The organism is Telluria sp. BA11 (assembly GCF_056680305.1).
In genome coordinates this window covers 2257189-2272905 of record NZ_CM155275.1, presented here as the reverse complement: position 1 = coordinate 2272905, position 15717 = coordinate 2257189, and the positions used below count along the sequence as shown (strand labels likewise).

The 15717-nt window shown below is 58.6% G+C and carries 9 protein-coding genes and 2 rRNA genes; 6 read left to right on the top strand and 5 right to left on the bottom strand.

The features are described 5' to 3' along the window. Positions 1-124 precede the first annotated feature (124 nt). Both AC1MGT_RS09940 and rrf read left to right on the top strand, forming a co-directional pair. Positions 125-3000 (top strand): 23S ribosomal RNA (locus AC1MGT_RS09940). Between the two features lie 126 nt (positions 3001-3126). Then, positions 3127-3239, top strand: a 5S ribosomal RNA gene (rrf, locus tag AC1MGT_RS09935). 90 nt (positions 3240-3329) lie between these two features. Here the strand turns inward: rrf and AC1MGT_RS09930 are convergent. From AC1MGT_RS09930 to AC1MGT_RS09915, 4 genes are all read right to left on the bottom strand, one after another. Continuing rightward, the gene (locus AC1MGT_RS09930; RefSeq protein ID WP_499504040.1) at positions 3330-4940 is read right to left on the bottom strand and encodes a GDYXXLXY domain-containing protein; all 1611 of its coding nucleotides are present in this window, start codon (positions 4938-4940) and stop codon (positions 3330-3332) included. Continuing rightward, a complete protein-coding gene (locus AC1MGT_RS09925) occupies positions 4937-5899 on the bottom strand; it encodes a DUF2157 domain-containing protein (protein WP_499504039.1) in 963 nt (320 codons plus the stop codon). Before AC1MGT_RS09925 ends, AC1MGT_RS09930 begins: the two co-directional genes overlap by 4 nt. Before the next feature lie 224 nt (positions 5900-6123). Further along, on the bottom strand, positions 6124-7566 hold the full coding sequence (locus tag AC1MGT_RS09920) for a DHA2 family efflux MFS transporter permease subunit (protein WP_499504038.1): 1443 nt from the start codon (positions 7564-7566) through the stop codon (positions 6124-6126). Between the two features lie 120 nt (positions 7567-7686). Beyond that, positions 7687-8250: an acyloxyacyl hydrolase gene (locus AC1MGT_RS09915; RefSeq protein ID WP_332533527.1), complete on the bottom strand. Its 564-nt coding sequence runs from the start codon at positions 8248-8250 to the stop codon at positions 7687-7689. A gap of 140 nt (positions 8251-8390) precedes the next feature. Between AC1MGT_RS09915 and AC1MGT_RS09910 the strand changes: the two genes are divergently transcribed. Beyond that, complete coding sequence (locus AC1MGT_RS09910; protein ID WP_499504037.1) at positions 8391-9092, top strand: suppressor of fused domain protein; 702 nt, start codon at positions 8391-8393, stop codon at positions 9090-9092. 45 nt (positions 9093-9137) lie between these two features. Here AC1MGT_RS09910 and AC1MGT_RS09905 read toward each other — a convergent pair whose 3' ends face one another. Beyond that, positions 9138-10331: a M20 aminoacylase family protein gene (locus tag AC1MGT_RS09905; protein ID WP_183555965.1), complete on the bottom strand. Its 1194-nt coding sequence runs from the start codon at positions 10329-10331 to the stop codon at positions 9138-9140. Positions 10332-10576: 245 nt separating this feature from the next. On the opposite strand from AC1MGT_RS09905, the gene AC1MGT_RS09900 reads away from it, so the two are divergent. From AC1MGT_RS09900 to AC1MGT_RS09890, 3 genes are all read left to right on the top strand, one after another. Continuing rightward, positions 10577-12679 carry a molybdopterin-containing oxidoreductase family protein gene (locus tag AC1MGT_RS09900; RefSeq protein WP_499504036.1) on the top strand — a complete coding sequence of 701 codons (2103 nt, stop codon included), beginning with the start codon at positions 10577-10579 and terminating at the stop codon, positions 12677-12679. Between the two features lie 25 nt (positions 12680-12704). Next, positions 12705-13781 carry an aminopeptidase gene (locus AC1MGT_RS09895; RefSeq protein WP_499504278.1) on the top strand — a complete coding sequence of 359 codons (1077 nt, stop codon included), beginning with the start codon at positions 12705-12707 and terminating at the stop codon, positions 13779-13781. Between the two features lie 173 nt (positions 13782-13954). Then, a complete protein-coding gene (locus tag AC1MGT_RS09890; protein ID WP_499504035.1) occupies positions 13955-15643 on the top strand; it encodes a long-chain-fatty-acid--CoA ligase in 1689 nt (562 codons plus the stop codon). Positions 15644-15717: the final 74 nt, after the last annotated feature.

Here is a 15717-nt window from a genome sequence, read left to right as displayed (position 1 = left end):
AGAAGTAAAGTTTTTAAGCGCATGCGACAGCATGTGCTTGGGTAGTAGTATTTGTATCATTGCAACACAGCTGTACTCTTGTACCTGTGACGATCTCTGTTGTCAGCAGAGGCCAACGTTATAGGGACAAGCGAATAAGTGCACATGGTGGATGCCTTGGCGATTACAGGCGATGAAGGACGTAGTAGCTTGCGATAAGCTGCGGGGAGCTAGCAAACGAGCTTTGATCCGCAGATTTCCGAATGGGGAAACCCGGCCTTTATAGGTCATTGCATACTGAATACATAGGTATGCAAAGCGAACGCGGCGAACTGAAACATCTAAGTAGCTGCAGGAAAAGAAATCAACCGAGATTCCCAAAGTAGTGGCGAGCGAAATGGGATGAGCCTGTATGTGATAGTCGATCGGATAGTGGAAGCCTCTGGAAATAGGCGCCATAGAGGGTGATAGCCCCTTACACGAAATTCGAACGGTGGTACTAAGCATACGACAAGTAGGGCGGGACACGAGAAATCCTGTCTGAACATGGGGGGACCATCCTCCAAGGCTAAATACTCGTAATCGACCGATAGTGAACCAGTACCGTGAGGGAAAGGCGAAAAGAACCCCGGGAGGGGAGTGAAATAGATCCTGAAACCGTGTGCATACAAACAGTAGGAGCGGACTTGTTCCGTGACTGCGTACCTTTTGTATAATGGGTCAGCGACTTACATTCAGTGGCAAGGTTAACCGTATAGGGGAGCCGTAGAGAAATCGAGTCCGAATAGGGCGACAGTCGCTGGGTGTAGACCCGAAACCAAGTGATCTACCCATGGCCAGGATGAAGGTGCGGTAACACGCCCTGGAGGTCCGAACCCACTAATGTTGAAAAATTAGGGGATGAGCTGTGGGTAGGGGTGAAAGGCTAAACAAACTTGGAAATAGCTGGTTCTCTCCGAAAACTATTTAGGTAGTGCCTCAAGTATCACCATCGGGGGTAGAGCACTGTTATGGCTAGGGGGTCATTGCGACTTACCAAACCATTGCAAACTCCGAATACCGATGAGTGCGAGCTTGGGAGACAGACATCGGGTGCTAACGTCCGGTGTCAAGAGGGAAACAACCCAGACCGCCAGCTAAGGTCCCAAAGATTGGCTAAGTGGAAAACGAAGTGGGAAGGCTAAAACAGTCAGGATGTTGGCTTAGAAGCAGCCATCATTTAAAGAAAGCGTAATAGCTCACTGATCGAGTCGTCCTGCGCGGAAGATGTAACGGGGCTAAGCCAGTCACCGAAGCTGCGGATATCCTTTATTGGATATGGTAGGAGAGCGTTCTGTAAGCCTGCGAAGGTGTCTTGTAAAGGATGCTGGAGGTATCAGAAGTGCGAATGCTGACATGAGTAGCGATAATGGGGGTGAAAAGCCTCCACGCCGTAAGCCCAAGGTTTCCTGTTCAACGTTCATCGGAGCAGGGTGAGTCGGCCCCTAAGGCGAGGCAGAGATGCGTAGCTGATGGGAAGCAGGTTAATATTCCTGCACCGTCGTATGATGCGATGGGGGGACGGATCGCGGAAGGTTGTCTGGCTGTTGGAATAGCCAGTTTTTGACTCATAGAAGGTACTTAGGCAAATCCGGGTACATAATTCAAGGGGTCGAGACGAGGAACTTAGGTTCTGAAGCAATCGGAAGTGGTTCCAAGAAAAGCCTCTAAGCTTCAGTCATACGAGACCGTACCGCAAACCGACACAGGTGGGCGAGATGAGTATTCTAAGGCGCTTGAGAGAACTCGGGAGAAGGAACTCGGCAAATTGGTACCGTAACTTCGGGATAAGGTACGCCCTAGTAGTTTGATTGGTTTACTCCATGAGGATGAACGGGTTGCAATAAAATGGTGGCTGCGACTGTTTAATAAAAACACAGCACTCTGCAAACACGAAAGTGGACGTATAGGGTGTGACGCCTGCCCGGTGCTGGAAGATTAAATGATGGGGTGCAAGCTCTTGATTGAAGTCCCAGTAAACGGCGGCCGTAACTATAACGGTCCTAAGGTAGCGAAATTCCTTGTCGGGTAAGTTCCGACCTGCACGAATGGCGTAACGATGGCCACACTGTCTCCTCCCGAGACTCAGCGAAGTTGAAATGTTTGTGATGATGCAATCTACCCGCGGCTAGACGGAAAGACCCCATGAACCTTTACTGTAGCTTTGCATTGGACTTTGAATCAATCTGTGTAGGATAGGTGGGAGGCTTTGAAGCAGACACGCTAGTGTTTGTGGAGCCAACCTTGAAATACCACCCTGGTTCATTTGAGGTTCTAACCTTGGTCCGTTATCCGGATCGGGGACAGTGCATGGTAGGCAGTTTGACTGGGGCGGTCTCCTCCTAAAGTGTAACGGAGGAGTTCGAAGGTACGCTAATTACGGTCGGACATCGTGATGATAGTGCAATGGCATAAGCGTGCTTAACTGCGAGACCGACAAGTCGAGCAGGTACGAAAGTAGGACATAGTGATCCGGTGGTTCTGTATGGAAGGGCCATCGCTCAACGGATAAAAGGTACTCTGGGGATAACAGGCTGATTCCTCCCAAGAGTTCATATCGACGGGGGAGTTTGGCACCTCGATGTCGGCTCATCACATCCTGGGGCTGTAGCCGGTCCCAAGGGTATGGCTGTTCGCCATTTAAAGTGGTACGTGAGCTGGGTTTAAAACGTCGTGAGACAGTTTGGTCCCTATCTGCCGTGGGCGTTGGAAATTTGAAGGGGGCTGCTCCTAGTACGAGAGGACCGGAGTGGACGAACCTCTGGTGTACCGGTTGTCACGCCAGTGGCATTGCCGGGTAGCTAAGTTCGGAAGAGATAACCGCTGAAAGCATCTAAGCGGGAAACTTGCCTTGAGATGAGATTTCCCAGAGCCTTGAGCTCTTTAAAGGGTCGTTCGAGACCAGGACGTTGATAGGCTGGGTGTGGAAGTGCAGTAATGCATTAAGCTAACCAGTACTAATTGCCCGTACGGCTTGTCCCTATAACCTTGGTAGTCCAGGGTTGCGAGAGTTCAGCTGTTGTTGACACAAATACGACCCCCAATAAAAACTACTTCTTCCAGATTCAGAGCAGCGTTGCATGTGCAACGAAGCTCGTACAAGTTATGCCTGATGACCATAGCAAGTCGGTCCCACCCCTTCCCATCCCGAACAGGACCGTGAAACGACTTTGCGCCGATGATAGTGCTGCAACCAGTGTGAAAGTAGGTTATCGTCAGGCTAGTTATATAGAAAAGCCCCACTCAGTGATCTGAGTGGGGCTTTTCGCTTTGAGCTACTGATTTTCTGTTTAATCGAAATTAGCCTGCCACTATTTCGCTGCGCGTTCTCCCGCGCCAGGTGCGTCCTCCGATATCGTTTCCAAGGCCGGTCCACGAAGTCCTACCAGGATTGCCTTTCCTTGGTCATCAATGTGAAACTCTCCGTATTTCGCATTGCTCCAACGACTCCCATCTCCTTCTTTGAAATACCAGGCGTCCGTAACAAGGACATTCCTGTCACCACGCCGCACCACCTTGATCAATACCTCATCCGGCTTTGGTTTGTTGATCCCAACACGCCAATGTGTGACGACTGCCACGCCGTTTGCGCCGCGTTTTGCAACAGCCAAGCCGGAGGCTTGTGTTGAGTCTTCGACTTCTGCAGGCAGAATGAATCTGAGCCTCATATAGTCACCCTGCATCAATGAGCGAGGATCCACCGGTTCTAATTCCACAAAGATCGTCGTGCCTTGGCGGATTACCAGTTCGTTATTCCAGATTTTGACATTGATTGCGATGACGATCACGCTGACTGGGACCACAAGCGCCCATTGCTTCCACCCGGTCGGAGGCATGTCGACTGCTGAAATAGGGTTCCCTTGGCTCTCGCGGTTCAATAGCCGATTGCTAAAAACTAAGGTCACACCGATGCCAAATAGAAGAGAAGCTTTGTAGAGCAGGGGCCAGTCGAGCCTGTAATACAGCGATCCTACCGTCCACAACCCGGCAAGACAGGACACAAGCGCAAGGTGCTTTCGATAGAACAGAAAATTGGCGATTCCCATAAGGATGATTGCCCCCAGAGGCAAGGCGAAATAGCTGAGTACTGAGACCGGCACCGTGGCAAGTAGCAACCAGGGGCGGTAGGACGCGTTCGCTTTTCCCGCTAACCACAGACAGGACCCTGCTGCAGCGCAGACCGAGATTACTGGAGGAAGGATGAGAAAATTTCCCAAGCCAGTTCCTCCGTCCATCCATGCATGAAGGAATACAGAACCACTGAGCAGAAACGTGGGGCCAGAAGAGTAGGTCAGCATCACAATGATCATCAAGCTAGATCCGATCAGGATGGATTCGATGATCTCTGCCGCCAGATAGTTGCCAGCACGCTCGGTCTGCTGCAATAAAACGTGTGCAGTCAGCCACGCAAAACAGGAACCATACCAAGCAGGCCAAGGTATGAAAGACGTGATGTACTGCATGTTGCCGTCAAACCCCCTGCCCAATAGCCATACCGCTGCAGCTGCCAATAAGGCGCGTATCCATCGTTGCGGAACAAGGCAACTAGATGCAACGGCTACCAGGCCTGGTAACAGCTCTGGACCTGTGTGAAGCGGATTGAAATAGAGAAGAATCAGACTGCTCGCCACAAAGGCCGCCGCCGCATACTCGAGGAAAAGCGCAGTGGGGCGAACGGCCAGAATGCCAATGGCGCATGCAAGCGTAACGCTACCAACGACAACCGTCTGCCAACCCTGTGCATGTTCGAGAAACAGCATCACTAACACGCCGCACAGCGGGATGGCTGCGAGCGCAGTCATCAGCGCAGTCATGATGACAACTGGCCAAGGTCGGGATGCTTCTCCGGTGTCGTTGGGTGGTGCCTCGATCAGCCCTGAGGCGATGGCGTCCTGAAGCGCACGTGCCAAATCCTGACTCATGATTTATCCCCCACCGAGCGGTTGCGATATAGCTCGAGGATCAGCGACACGGTAATTCCCAGTACGACAAGTGCTGCAAGCGCACTTATGCAGAAAACAACGAGGAGTGAGTTGAATTCAAAACCCATCTTGGTGAATCCGCCAACGATCAGCAAATCCATGCCAAGCGCGCAAATGCTGAGTGCGCGAATGTCGAACAACTGGCGCAATATGCCCAGGCCAGTCGCGCAGGCGACGGCGAGTAACGCAGCCACATAAATGCCGGTGGCGTCATGAAAAAGACTGGCAATGCCTGCTGTCGTGACGAATGCCGTGGAACACAGAATCGCCAGGTTGAAAGACCAGATACCGGCACCGGTATAGCGCTGCGATGGCTTGAACAGCGCATATGACATGCTGAACATGAGCGCAAACGTGAGAAGATTGGTGCCGGTCAGATGATTATCATGCTGCCATAGGCCCAGGTGTCGCCACCATACTGTCACGCCCGTCATCGCAACGACGAGCCAAGCGCACCATATGGCGTCAGAACGCGCGGCCAAAGCAAGCGGTACCCCCAGTGCTGCCCACACTGCAAACATTTGCCACAAGTCGGCCCCGGACTGATAGTGCTGGCCAAAGAACGCCAGCAACGCGCCGATGACCAGAAATCCAAGGAGTGTCAGAGGCGTTCGACGTCGGGTACTGCGAGCTGCCCACACTGCTGCGGTGATGAGGGTCAATTCCAGCCCAAAGAACATGGGAAACGGATTTTCGGTTATCCAGTTAGCCGCGACAAAAAAAATGACGCCCAGTCCTGCAAACAGGAGCGCGACAAGATAAACCGCCTGTTGCAGTGACACCTTGGCCGCGATACCAATGCCTTCACGTGACGCGCTGTGGAGCAAGGAAGCGTAAGTATTCGCCGGAAAATGGTGTCTTCTGGCGAGTTCTAGAACAGCCAAGCGCATGCTTAACATGATTTTCTCCCTAGAAAGTCGTGAAACATTCTAGGAGCCACCACGTCAACTAGCCTTGATGCGGCAGAATGATCTGTCAGGCGCCCAGACGATCATGCAGTGCGATTGACGTCCGCGTGGCGTCGATCAACATGCTCTGCACCCGCCTGTTCCGATGCTAACTACCTGAGACAGGCATGGCAAATGGCCTCAAACGGCATGGGTTTGACCAAGGCCATTCCGACTCACTGCCCCGTCACCGTCACCGGTTCGACCGTCTTGGCCACGCCGCGACTCTGACTGATGCTGTCGCCATCATCGCGGCGCAGGCGCCAGAACACCAGGGAAGAGAACAGCGTCAGTATCGCGAGCGCCATGAACCCGTGGTGTATCGCTTGCGTCACTTGACCCCCATTGGTCTGGGACACGTCACCAAGGAACCAGGCCGTCACGATCGATCCTGCTGCGAGGCCAAAGCTCATGGACAATTGCTGCAGCGAGCTCGAGATCGTGCTTGCCATGCTCGAGTCCGCCGGTTCGATGTCGGCGTAGGCCAGCGTGTTCATGCTCGAAAACTGCAGTGAGTTGAAGAACCCCAGCATCAGGCTAATGCACACGATCATGATCAACGGCGAGCCGGCATCGACCAGTGTGAACATGGCGATGGTGACGCCAATCATGATCGTATTGGCCAGCAGCACCTGGCGATAACCGAAGCGCGCCAGCAGGCGCGGCGCGAACAGCTTCATTCCCATTGCCGCCAGCGCGGATGGCATCATCATGAGCCCTGACTGCCACGCCGGCATTCCCAGGCCCAGCTGGTACAGCAGCGGCAGCAGGAACGGCAGGCCACCGACGCCCAGACGGGTTACGAAGCCGCCCAGCACAGCGATGCGGAACGTACGTACCTTGAGCAGCGTCAGGCGCAGCAATGGAAACTTCGTGCGGCATGCATGCCAGGCGTAGGCGCCGAGCAAGCCCAGTGCCAGCAAGAACAGCAGACCGGCCGTGATGCCGTCGAGCGTGTGCTCGCCAAACACTTCCAGCACCCACGACAGCAATGCCGTCCCGCTGCTAAACAGCAGCAAGCCGGCTACGTCAAGCGGCCGCCGCTGCTCCGCACGGTAATCCGGCATATGCCGCCACACAAAGTACAGCGCGATCAAGCCCACGGGAACATTGACGAAGAAGATCACACGCCAGGTGGTCCAGTGCACGATCAGCCCCCCGATTGTCGGTCCCAGCAACGGTCCGATCAGCGCCGGGATGATCACGAAGTTCATCGCTCCCAGTAACTCGTTCTTGGGAAACGTGCGCACGATCGACAGACGCCCGATCGGGATCATCATCGCGCCGCCCAGCCCCTGCAGCAGCCGCGCGCCCGTCATCATGCGCGCATCGACCGACAGCCCGCACAGCACGGATGCAAAGGTGAAAATCGAAATTGCGGTAAAAAACACGCGCCGCGTACCGAAGCGATCGGCCATCCATCCGCTGAGCGGAATACCGACGGCCAGGCCCAGGATATAGCTGGTGACGACGGACTTGAGGCTCAACGGTGTGACGCCGAGACTGGCGGCAATGCTGGGGATGGCAGTGTTGACGATGGTCGCGTCCAGCTGCTCCATGAACAGGGCGATGGCGACGAGCCAGGGGAGATAGCGTTTGAGGGTAGGCGAAGGAGTCAATCGGGCCTCGGCAACAGCGCGCGGACTGCGCCGCGAAAGGCCCGATTGTGTCACGAAATGCTATTTACCTGCGCCATGTACCCACAGCCGAGAGGGGTATGACGCGGGCAACGAAACCCGTCAGAAGCGGTAGGCTGCCTTGGCGACGAGCCAGTTCGCGCCGGCGTTCGGGCTCTTGATGCTGCCGTTCGAATAGTGCTGGTACTTCAGGCCGAAGTCCCACTTGGCGGTGGTGTAGCCCACGCCGATATGGTCGCCGAACTGGAACGCGGTCGACAGTTCCTTGTCTTCATTCTTGTACAGCGTCGACAGCAGGTTCAGGCCGATACCGATTTCGCCATACAGACCCAGCTTGTTGTCGTTCTGGTAGCGGAATACCGGGGTAAAGCCCAGCACGCCGATGTTCTTGTTGCGGCCGCGCACGTTCTCGTACGAGTTCAGACGCCACAGGGCCAGGTTGGTTTCAAAGTAACCCGACAGATGGCGGCCATTGCCGGCGAACCATTGCTTGTCCCAGTCCGACTGGATCGCGACGCGGCCCATGCGCTGCTGCGGATTGGTACCGTATTCGAACGAGACGGAATCGATATAACCGTTGCCCACGGTGGACTGGGCGAACGCGGCAGGCGCGCACAGCGCGGCGCTGGCCAGCGCCAGCATGCTGATTTTTTTGAGAGTGAACATGGTCTACCTGGAAAGGGTGGGGGATGACATTTTGGAATAATGCGGTATTGTACTAGCGAGAACAATAGCGTGCTGGCAGCCACGCAAGCGGGCGGCGCAGGTATCATAGGCGCCCGCCGCAACAATATCGATCAATCACCATGGCCGAACCAACCATCACTCCGCTGTATCCGTTGACCGCGCCGATGCAGCGCCAACCCGAATCCGTCGTGCTGCCGCATGACCCTGTCGGCGAACACATTGCCACGCACCTGGGCGCCCCTGCGATGTTTTTCCACGAGACCGATGGCGGCGCTGTCCAGGTCGACATCCACGTGATCGGACCAACCGCCGACTTCCCTTACGTGCGCCTGGTGACCTCGGGAATGAGCAAGCGTCCGATGACGACGCCGGAAGGCGCGCCGCCGTTCGCCGAGCTGATCATGACCCTGCCGGCAAACTGGCAGCTCGACGAAGCGTCGATCAAGGAAGAGCGCTGGTACTGGCCGGTGGCCCTGATGCGCCACCTGGCGCACTATCCGCACAACCAGGGCACCTGGATTGGCCTGGGCCATGCGCTGCCCAATGGCGCCCCGCCCAAGCCCTACGTCGATGGCGTGGGCTTCTGCGGCGCCATCCTGCTGCCGCCGGTATCGGCGCCGGAACCGTTTCACTCGGTAACGGTCGAAGGCAAGGACATCTACTTCCACTGCGTTGTGCCGTTGTTCAAGGAAGAACTGGATCTGGCGCGGCACCAGGGTTTTGCCGCCCTGATCGACAAGTTCAACGACAAGGACGTGACCGATGTCGTCGACCCGGCGCGCAAGAACACGGTCAAGAAAAAATTCCTCGGCCTGTTCTAGGCGCCGTCAAGCAGGGCCGGGCGCGATGCCCGGCCCGCCACGTTGTCAGGCAACCGGCAGACTCGTCTCCGCCAGGCGTACCCAATAGCTCGCGCCAATCGGCAGCAGATTGTCGTTGAAGTCGTAACTGGCATTGTGCAACTGGCATGGTCCAAGACCGTGGCCACCGGTGCGATGGTCGCCGTCGCCATTGCCCAGGAAGACATAGCAGCCTGGCTTGGCCTGCAGCATGAAGGCGAAATCCTCGGCGCCCATGGTTGGTTCGACATTCACATTGACCGCGTCCGGGCCCACCACCGCGCGCATTGCCTCGATTGCAAACGCGGTCTGCTCGGTGTGGTTCACCAGCGGCGGATACTTGCGCTTGAAGCCAAAGTCGACCGTCGCGCCAAAGCCCGCAGCAATCCCGTCGGCCATTTCCTGCATGCGTCGCTCGATCAGGTCGAGCACGTCGGTCGTGAACGTACGCACCGTGCCCACCAGCTGTGCTTCATCCGGAATGATGTTGGTAGCACTGCCTGCGTGGATCTGGGTAATCGACAACACCGCCGTGAGCAGCGGGTTCTTTTCGCGCGAGATGATCGTTTGCCACGCCTGCGCGATCTGCACTGCCACCATGATCGGATCGATGCCGCGGTGCGGCTGCGCCGCGTGGGCACCCTTGCCGCGCACGGTCACGCGAAACTCGTTACTCGACGCCATCATCGGCCCGTCGACCACGGCAAACGTGCCCTCGGCAATGCCTGGCCAGTTGTGCATGCCGTACACGGCGTCCATCGGGAAGCGTTCGAACAGGCCGTCTTCGATCATGCGCTGCCCGCCGCCGCCGCCTTCTTCGGCCGGCTGGAAAATCAAATACACGGTGCCGTCGAAATTGCGGTGCTGCGCCAGGTAGTGCGCGGCGCCGAGCAGCATCGCCGTGTGGCCGTCGTGGCCACAGGCGTGCATCTTGCCGGCATTGGTCGACGCGTGGGCGAAGCCATTGATTTCTTGCATGGGCAGCGCGTCCATGTCGGCGCGCAGGCCGATCGCGCGCTCGGACGTGCCGTTCTTGATGATGCCGACGACGCCCGTTACGCCCAGCCCGCGCACGACGGGAATGCCCCACGCTTCGAGCCGGTCGGCCACGATCTGCGCGGTACGGTGTTCTTCGTAGCCCAATTCGGGATGCGCGTGCAGGTCGCGCCGGATTGCCTGGATTTCGGCGAGTGACGCCAGGATAGGTTCAACCAGTTTCATGATGTTCTCCGCGATGGGGACCTCGGTGACGCTGCCGCGCGCTGCAGCGCGTCAGGCGCTGCACGTAGGGGGTTACTGGAGGCCCCTCGGTTGTCTTGCCACCCTTGCATGGCATGGTTTTAACTATTGTAGCGTGCCTTAAACAGACTTGTCAGGGGAGGTCACGAACCCCGTCCGAATCGTATAAAGTATTGGTTTAGCGCAGTTTTTTCAGTGCAGCCTGCATGCAAAGCCCAAATAACAATATGACCACCACCACCGTCCGTGCGACCTGTCCCCACGATTGTCCCGATACCTGCGCGCTGCTCGTCAAAGTCGAGAACGGCGTCGCGACAGAGGTCAAGGGCGACCCGGACCATCCCACCACGGCCGGCGTGCTGTGCACCAAGGTCTCGCGCTACATCGAGCGCACCTACCACCCTGACCGCGTGCTGTATCCGATGCGGCGCGTCGGCCGCAAGGGCGAAGGCAAGTTCGAACGCATCACGTGGGACGCCGCCCTGGACGAGATCGCCACGCGCCTGACCGCCATCGCTGCGCGCGACCCTGAAGCGATCCTGCCGTACAGCTATTGCGGCACGATGGGCCTGGTGCAGGGCGAATCGATGTCGCTGCGCTTTTTCAATCAACTGGGCGCGTCGCTGCTCGACCGCACCATCTGCGCCACGGCCGGCGCGACCGGCTACCGGTATTCCATCGGTAGTTCGATCGGCACCGACCTCGAACAGTTCCAGAACGCCAAATTGATCCTGATCTGGGGCGGTAACCCGATCGCGTCGAACCTGCATTTCTGGATGCGTGCGCAAGAAGCCAAGCGCAATGGCGCCACCTTGATTGCCATCGATCCGTATCGCTCGCTCACTGCCGAAAAATGCCATCAACACATTGCGCTGCTGCCCGGCACGGATGCCGCGCTGGCCTTGGGCATGATGCATGTGCTGATCAAGGAAGATTTACTGGATCACGCCTACATCGACAAGCACACGCTGGGTTTCGAGCCCCTTAAAGCGCGTGCGCTCGAATGGCCGCCGGAACGCACGGCCGAGATCTGCGGCATCAGCGTCGATGAAGTGGTCAACCTGGCGCGCCTGTACGGCCAGACCGCGAAGAACGGCGAGGCGGCGGCGATCCGCGTCAACTACGGCATCCAGCGCGTGCGCGGCGGCGGCATGGCCGTGCGCAATATCGCCTGCCTGCCGGCCCTGGTGGGCGCCTGGCGCCAGCCAGCCGGCGGCATCCAGCTATCGAGCTCAGCGTCGTTCCCGACCAACCGCCCGGCGCTGCAGCGCCCGGATCTGCTGGCCGGCCGCACCCCGCGCACGATCAACATGACCACGATTGGCGACGACCTGCTGCGCGAAAGCGCGCCCGATTTCGGCCCGAAGATCGAGGCCGTCATTGTCTACAACGCGAACCCGCTGGCCATTGCGCCCGATTCGCGCAAGGTGCAGCAGGGCTTCGAGCGCGAAGACCTGTTCACCGTGGTGCTCGAGCACTTCCATACCGACAGCGCCGACTACGCCGACATCCTGCTGCCGGCCACCACGCAGCTCGAACACGTCGATGCGCACCTGGCCTACGGCCACCTGTACATGATGGCCAATAACGCCGCCGTCGAGCCGGTGGGCGAATCCAAGCCGAATACCGAGTTCTTCCGCCTGCTGGCCGCGCGCATGGGCTTTACCGATCCGTGCTTCCGCGAGAGCGACGACGCCATCGCAGCGCAAGCCTTCAACAGCAAGGATACGCGCGCGGTACACTTCGACTGGGAGTCGCTCAAGCGCACCGGCTGGAGCAAGCTCAACATGCCGGACGCGCCGTTTGCCGACGGCGGCTTCACGACGCCATCGGGCAAGTGCGAGTTCTTTTCCGAGAGCATGCTGGCCGACGGCCTCGATCCGGTGCCGACGTATATCCCGCCATACGAGTCGGTCGCCTCGAACCCGGAGCTGGCAAAAGCCTATCCGCTGGCCATGATTTCTCCGCCGGCACGGAACTTCCTCAACTCGACGTTTGTCAATGTACAGAGCCTGCGCGCAACTGAGGGCGAACCGCACCTCGACATCCACCCGCTTGACGCCGCCGCACGCAGCATCGCGCACGGTGACATGGCGCGCATTTATAACGACCGCGGTTCGTTCCTCGCCCGTGCACGCGTGACCGACAAGGCGCGCGCTGGATTGGTGGTGGGCCTGTCGATCTGGTGGAAAAAACTGGCCACCGACGGCAAGAACGCCAACGAAGTCACCAGCCAGCGTTTGACCGACATGGGCCGGGCGCCCACTTTCTACGACACCCTGGTGCAGGTTGAAAAAGCTGCGCCCCCCACACGAGATGACGCCCTCTAGATTCTCACTGGCCTTCCGGCCGCTCATGGCCGCGGCAGCTGCGGCCCTGATGTTGACAAGCTGCTCATCGCTCTCGTACTACACCCAGGCCGCGCAAGGCCAGCTGCAATTGCTGTCCGACGCGCGCCCGATCGACGACTGGATCGCCGACACCGGCACCAGCGTCAAATTGCGGCACCGGCTCGAGGCAGCGCGCCAGATCCGCCGCTTCGCCATCCAGGAAATGCAGCTGCCCGATAACGGCAGCTACACCAATTACACCAGCCTCAAACGCCCCTACGTGCTGTGGAATGTGGTGGCCACGCCCGAACTGTCGCTCAAACCAATCCAGTGGTGCTTCCCGGTGGCCGGGTGCGTCAACTACCGCGGCTACTACAGCAAGACCGACGCCCAGGCCTATGCCCGGCAACTGCGCGCAGAAGGCCACGACGTCGAAGTGGGCGGCGTGAGCGCCTATTCGACGCTTGGCTGGTTCAGCGATCCGCTGGTATCGACCTTCATCAATTACCCGGATGCCGAACTGGCGCGCCTGATCTTCCATGAACTCGCGCACCAGGTCGTCTACGTCGCGGGCGACTCGCAATTCAATGAATCGTTCGCCAGCGCCGTGGAGCAGGCTGGCGTGGAAGCCTGGCTCGAACGCTTCGGCAACCCGGCCATGAGCGCGGCCTACGACCGCTACAAGGCACGCAAGCGCGACTTCCTGGCGCTGCTGCTGCGTTATCGCGGCGAGCTCGAGCGCACCTACAAGAGCATGGAACCGGACGCCACCAAGCGCGCTACCAAGGGCCGCCTGTTCATCGCGCTGCAGAACGACTACCAGGTGCTCAAGGCAAACTGGGGCGGTTACGCCGGCTATGACCGCTTCTTTGCCGAGCCGCTGTCCAATGCCCATCTTGCCTCGGTGGCGACCTACAATGATCTGGTGCCGGCGTTTCGCGCCCTGCTACGCCGCGAGAAAACGTGGACGGGTTTCTACAAGGCCGTCAACCGGCTCGCCGCCCTCGACAAGAAAGAGCGCACCCGCGTGTTGGCGGGGTTGGCTGCGACGGGTTCCACGGGCCTGCAGGTGGTGCAGCGCACCATGAGTGCTCTGCCGTAGAGGACCGGTTCCAATCGGCGTAAAAGCGCTTGCGCACAAGGGCGCTGCCCGATAGCATCACAACCAGCGATAGCAAAGGCATAAGCTTCGTGCGCACGCGAGCCGGCAACATAGCACGGCCGTCGACAAGAACGATCACGATCTTGAAAAAGATCCCGAGACAGAGGCAACCCATGGACAAGATTTGGCTGCAGTCGTATCCACCAGGCATGCCGGCAGAGATCAATCCTGATCAGTACTCTTCGCTGGTGCAATTGCTGGAAGAATCGTTCAGCAAATTCGCAGACCGCAATGCCTTTGTCTGCATGGACAAGTTCCTCACCTACCGCGAACTTGACGCCTGTTCGCAAAAGCTCGCCGCCTGGCTGCAAAGCCGCGGCCTGACGCCGGGTGCGCGCGTGGCCATCATGATGCCCAATGTGCTGCAGTATCCGATCGCGCTGGCCGCCGTGCTGCGCGCCGGCTACGTCGTCGTCAACGTCAATCCCCTCTACACCGCGCGCGAACTCGAACACCAGATCACCGACTCGGGCGCCGAAGCGATCATCGTGCTGGAGAACTTTGCCCACACCGTGCAGAAGGTGATGGGCAAGACCCCGCTGCGCCATGTGGTGGTGGCGAACATGGGCGAGCTGCTTGGTGGCGTCAAGGGCATGGTGGTCAACCTCGTGGTCCGTCACGTCAAGAAGATGGTGCCCGAGTTCTCGCTGCCGAACATGGTGTCGTTCAAGGATGCGCTGGCGCAGGGCGCCCGCATGACCTTCAAGCCGGCCACGCTCAAGGCCGGCGACGTCGCGTTCCTGCAGTACACGGGCGGCACCACGGGGCCATCGAAAGGCGCGACGCTCACGCACCGCAACGTGATCGCCAACGTGCTGCAAAGCGAAGCCTGGTCGGCGCCGGCGCTGGGCGAGGCGGGCGGCGAGCCTTTGACAATCGTGTGCGCGCTGCCGCTGTATCACATCTTTGCGCTGACCGCGTGCGCCATGTGGGGCATGCGCATGGGCGCCCTGAACGTGCTGATCGTGAACCCGCGCGACATCCCCGGCTTTGTCAAAGAGCTGGCCAAGTACCGCTTCAACATGCTGCCGGCCGTGAACACGCTGTACAACGCGCTGGTGAACAACCCCGATTTCACCCACCTCGATTTCTCCGGCCTGCGCATCTGCAATGGCGGCGGCATGGCGGTGCAAAAGGCCGTGGCCGACAAATGGCGCGATATCACCGGCGTGGCCATCATCGAAGGCTACGGCTTGTCCGAGACGTCGCCGGTGGCCACCTGCAACCGCGCCGACGTGCTGGACTTCACCGGCACCATCGGCTTGCCGGTGCCATCGACCGACATCGCCATCATCGACGATGCCGGCAACCCGGTAGCGCTGGGTGAGAGCGGCGAGATCGCGATCCGCGGTCCGCAAGTCATGCAGGGGTACTGGAAACAGCCGGCCGAAACCGCCAAGGTCATGACGGCCGACGGCTTCTTCCGCTCGGGCGACATCGGCATCATGGACGCCAACGGCTACGTCAAGATCGTCGATCGCAAGAAGGACATGATCCTGGTCTCGGGTTTCAACGTCTACCCGAACGAGCTCGAAGGCGTGATCGCCGGCCATCCAGGGGTGCTCGAGTGCGCCGTGGTCGGTGTGCCGGACGCCCATTCGGGCGAGGCGGTCAAGGTATTCGTGGTAAAAAAAGACCCGGGCCTCACGACAGACGACTTGCTGGCCTACTGCAAGCAGGAATTCACCGGCTACAAGCGCCCCAAGTACATCGAGTTCCGCGAAGAGCTTCCCAAGACCAACGTCGGCAAGATTCTCCGCCGCGCGCTGCGGGATGAAAAGCAGGCGGACACGGTGGCATAAGTCACGGCGGACGATGGGCAACCAGCCGAAGCCGCCCGCAAGGCGGCTTCGGCGTTTTATTGGAACAACAAGGA

What these genes read in the sequence shown, in the direction of transcription:
- AC1MGT_RS09910 (WP_499504037.1), top strand. Translation starts at nt 8,391, where the DNA reads ATGGCCGAACCAACCATCACTCCGCTGTATCCGTTGACCGCGCCGATG.
- AC1MGT_RS09930 (WP_499504040.1), bottom strand. Translation starts at nt 4,940, where the DNA reads ATGAGTCAGGATTTGGCACGTGCGCTTCAGGACGCCATCGCCTCAGGG.
- AC1MGT_RS09925 (WP_499504039.1), bottom strand. Translation starts at nt 5,899, where the DNA reads ATGTTAAGCATGCGCTTGGCTGTTCTAGAACTCGCCAGAAGACACCAT.
- AC1MGT_RS09900 (WP_499504036.1), top strand. Translation starts at nt 10,577, where the DNA reads ATGACCACCACCACCGTCCGTGCGACCTGTCCCCACGATTGTCCCGAT.
- AC1MGT_RS09905 (WP_183555965.1), bottom strand. Translation starts at nt 10,331, where the DNA reads ATGAAACTGGTTGAACCTATCCTGGCGTCACTCGCCGAAATCCAGGCA.
- AC1MGT_RS09890 (WP_499504035.1), top strand. Translation starts at nt 13,955, where the DNA reads ATGGACAAGATTTGGCTGCAGTCGTATCCACCAGGCATGCCGGCAGAG.
- AC1MGT_RS09915 (WP_332533527.1), bottom strand. Translation starts at nt 8,250, where the DNA reads ATGTTCACTCTCAAAAAAATCAGCATGCTGGCGCTGGCCAGCGCCGCG.
- AC1MGT_RS09895 (WP_499504278.1), top strand. Translation starts at nt 12,705, where the DNA reads ATGGCCGCGGCAGCTGCGGCCCTGATGTTGACAAGCTGCTCATCGCTC.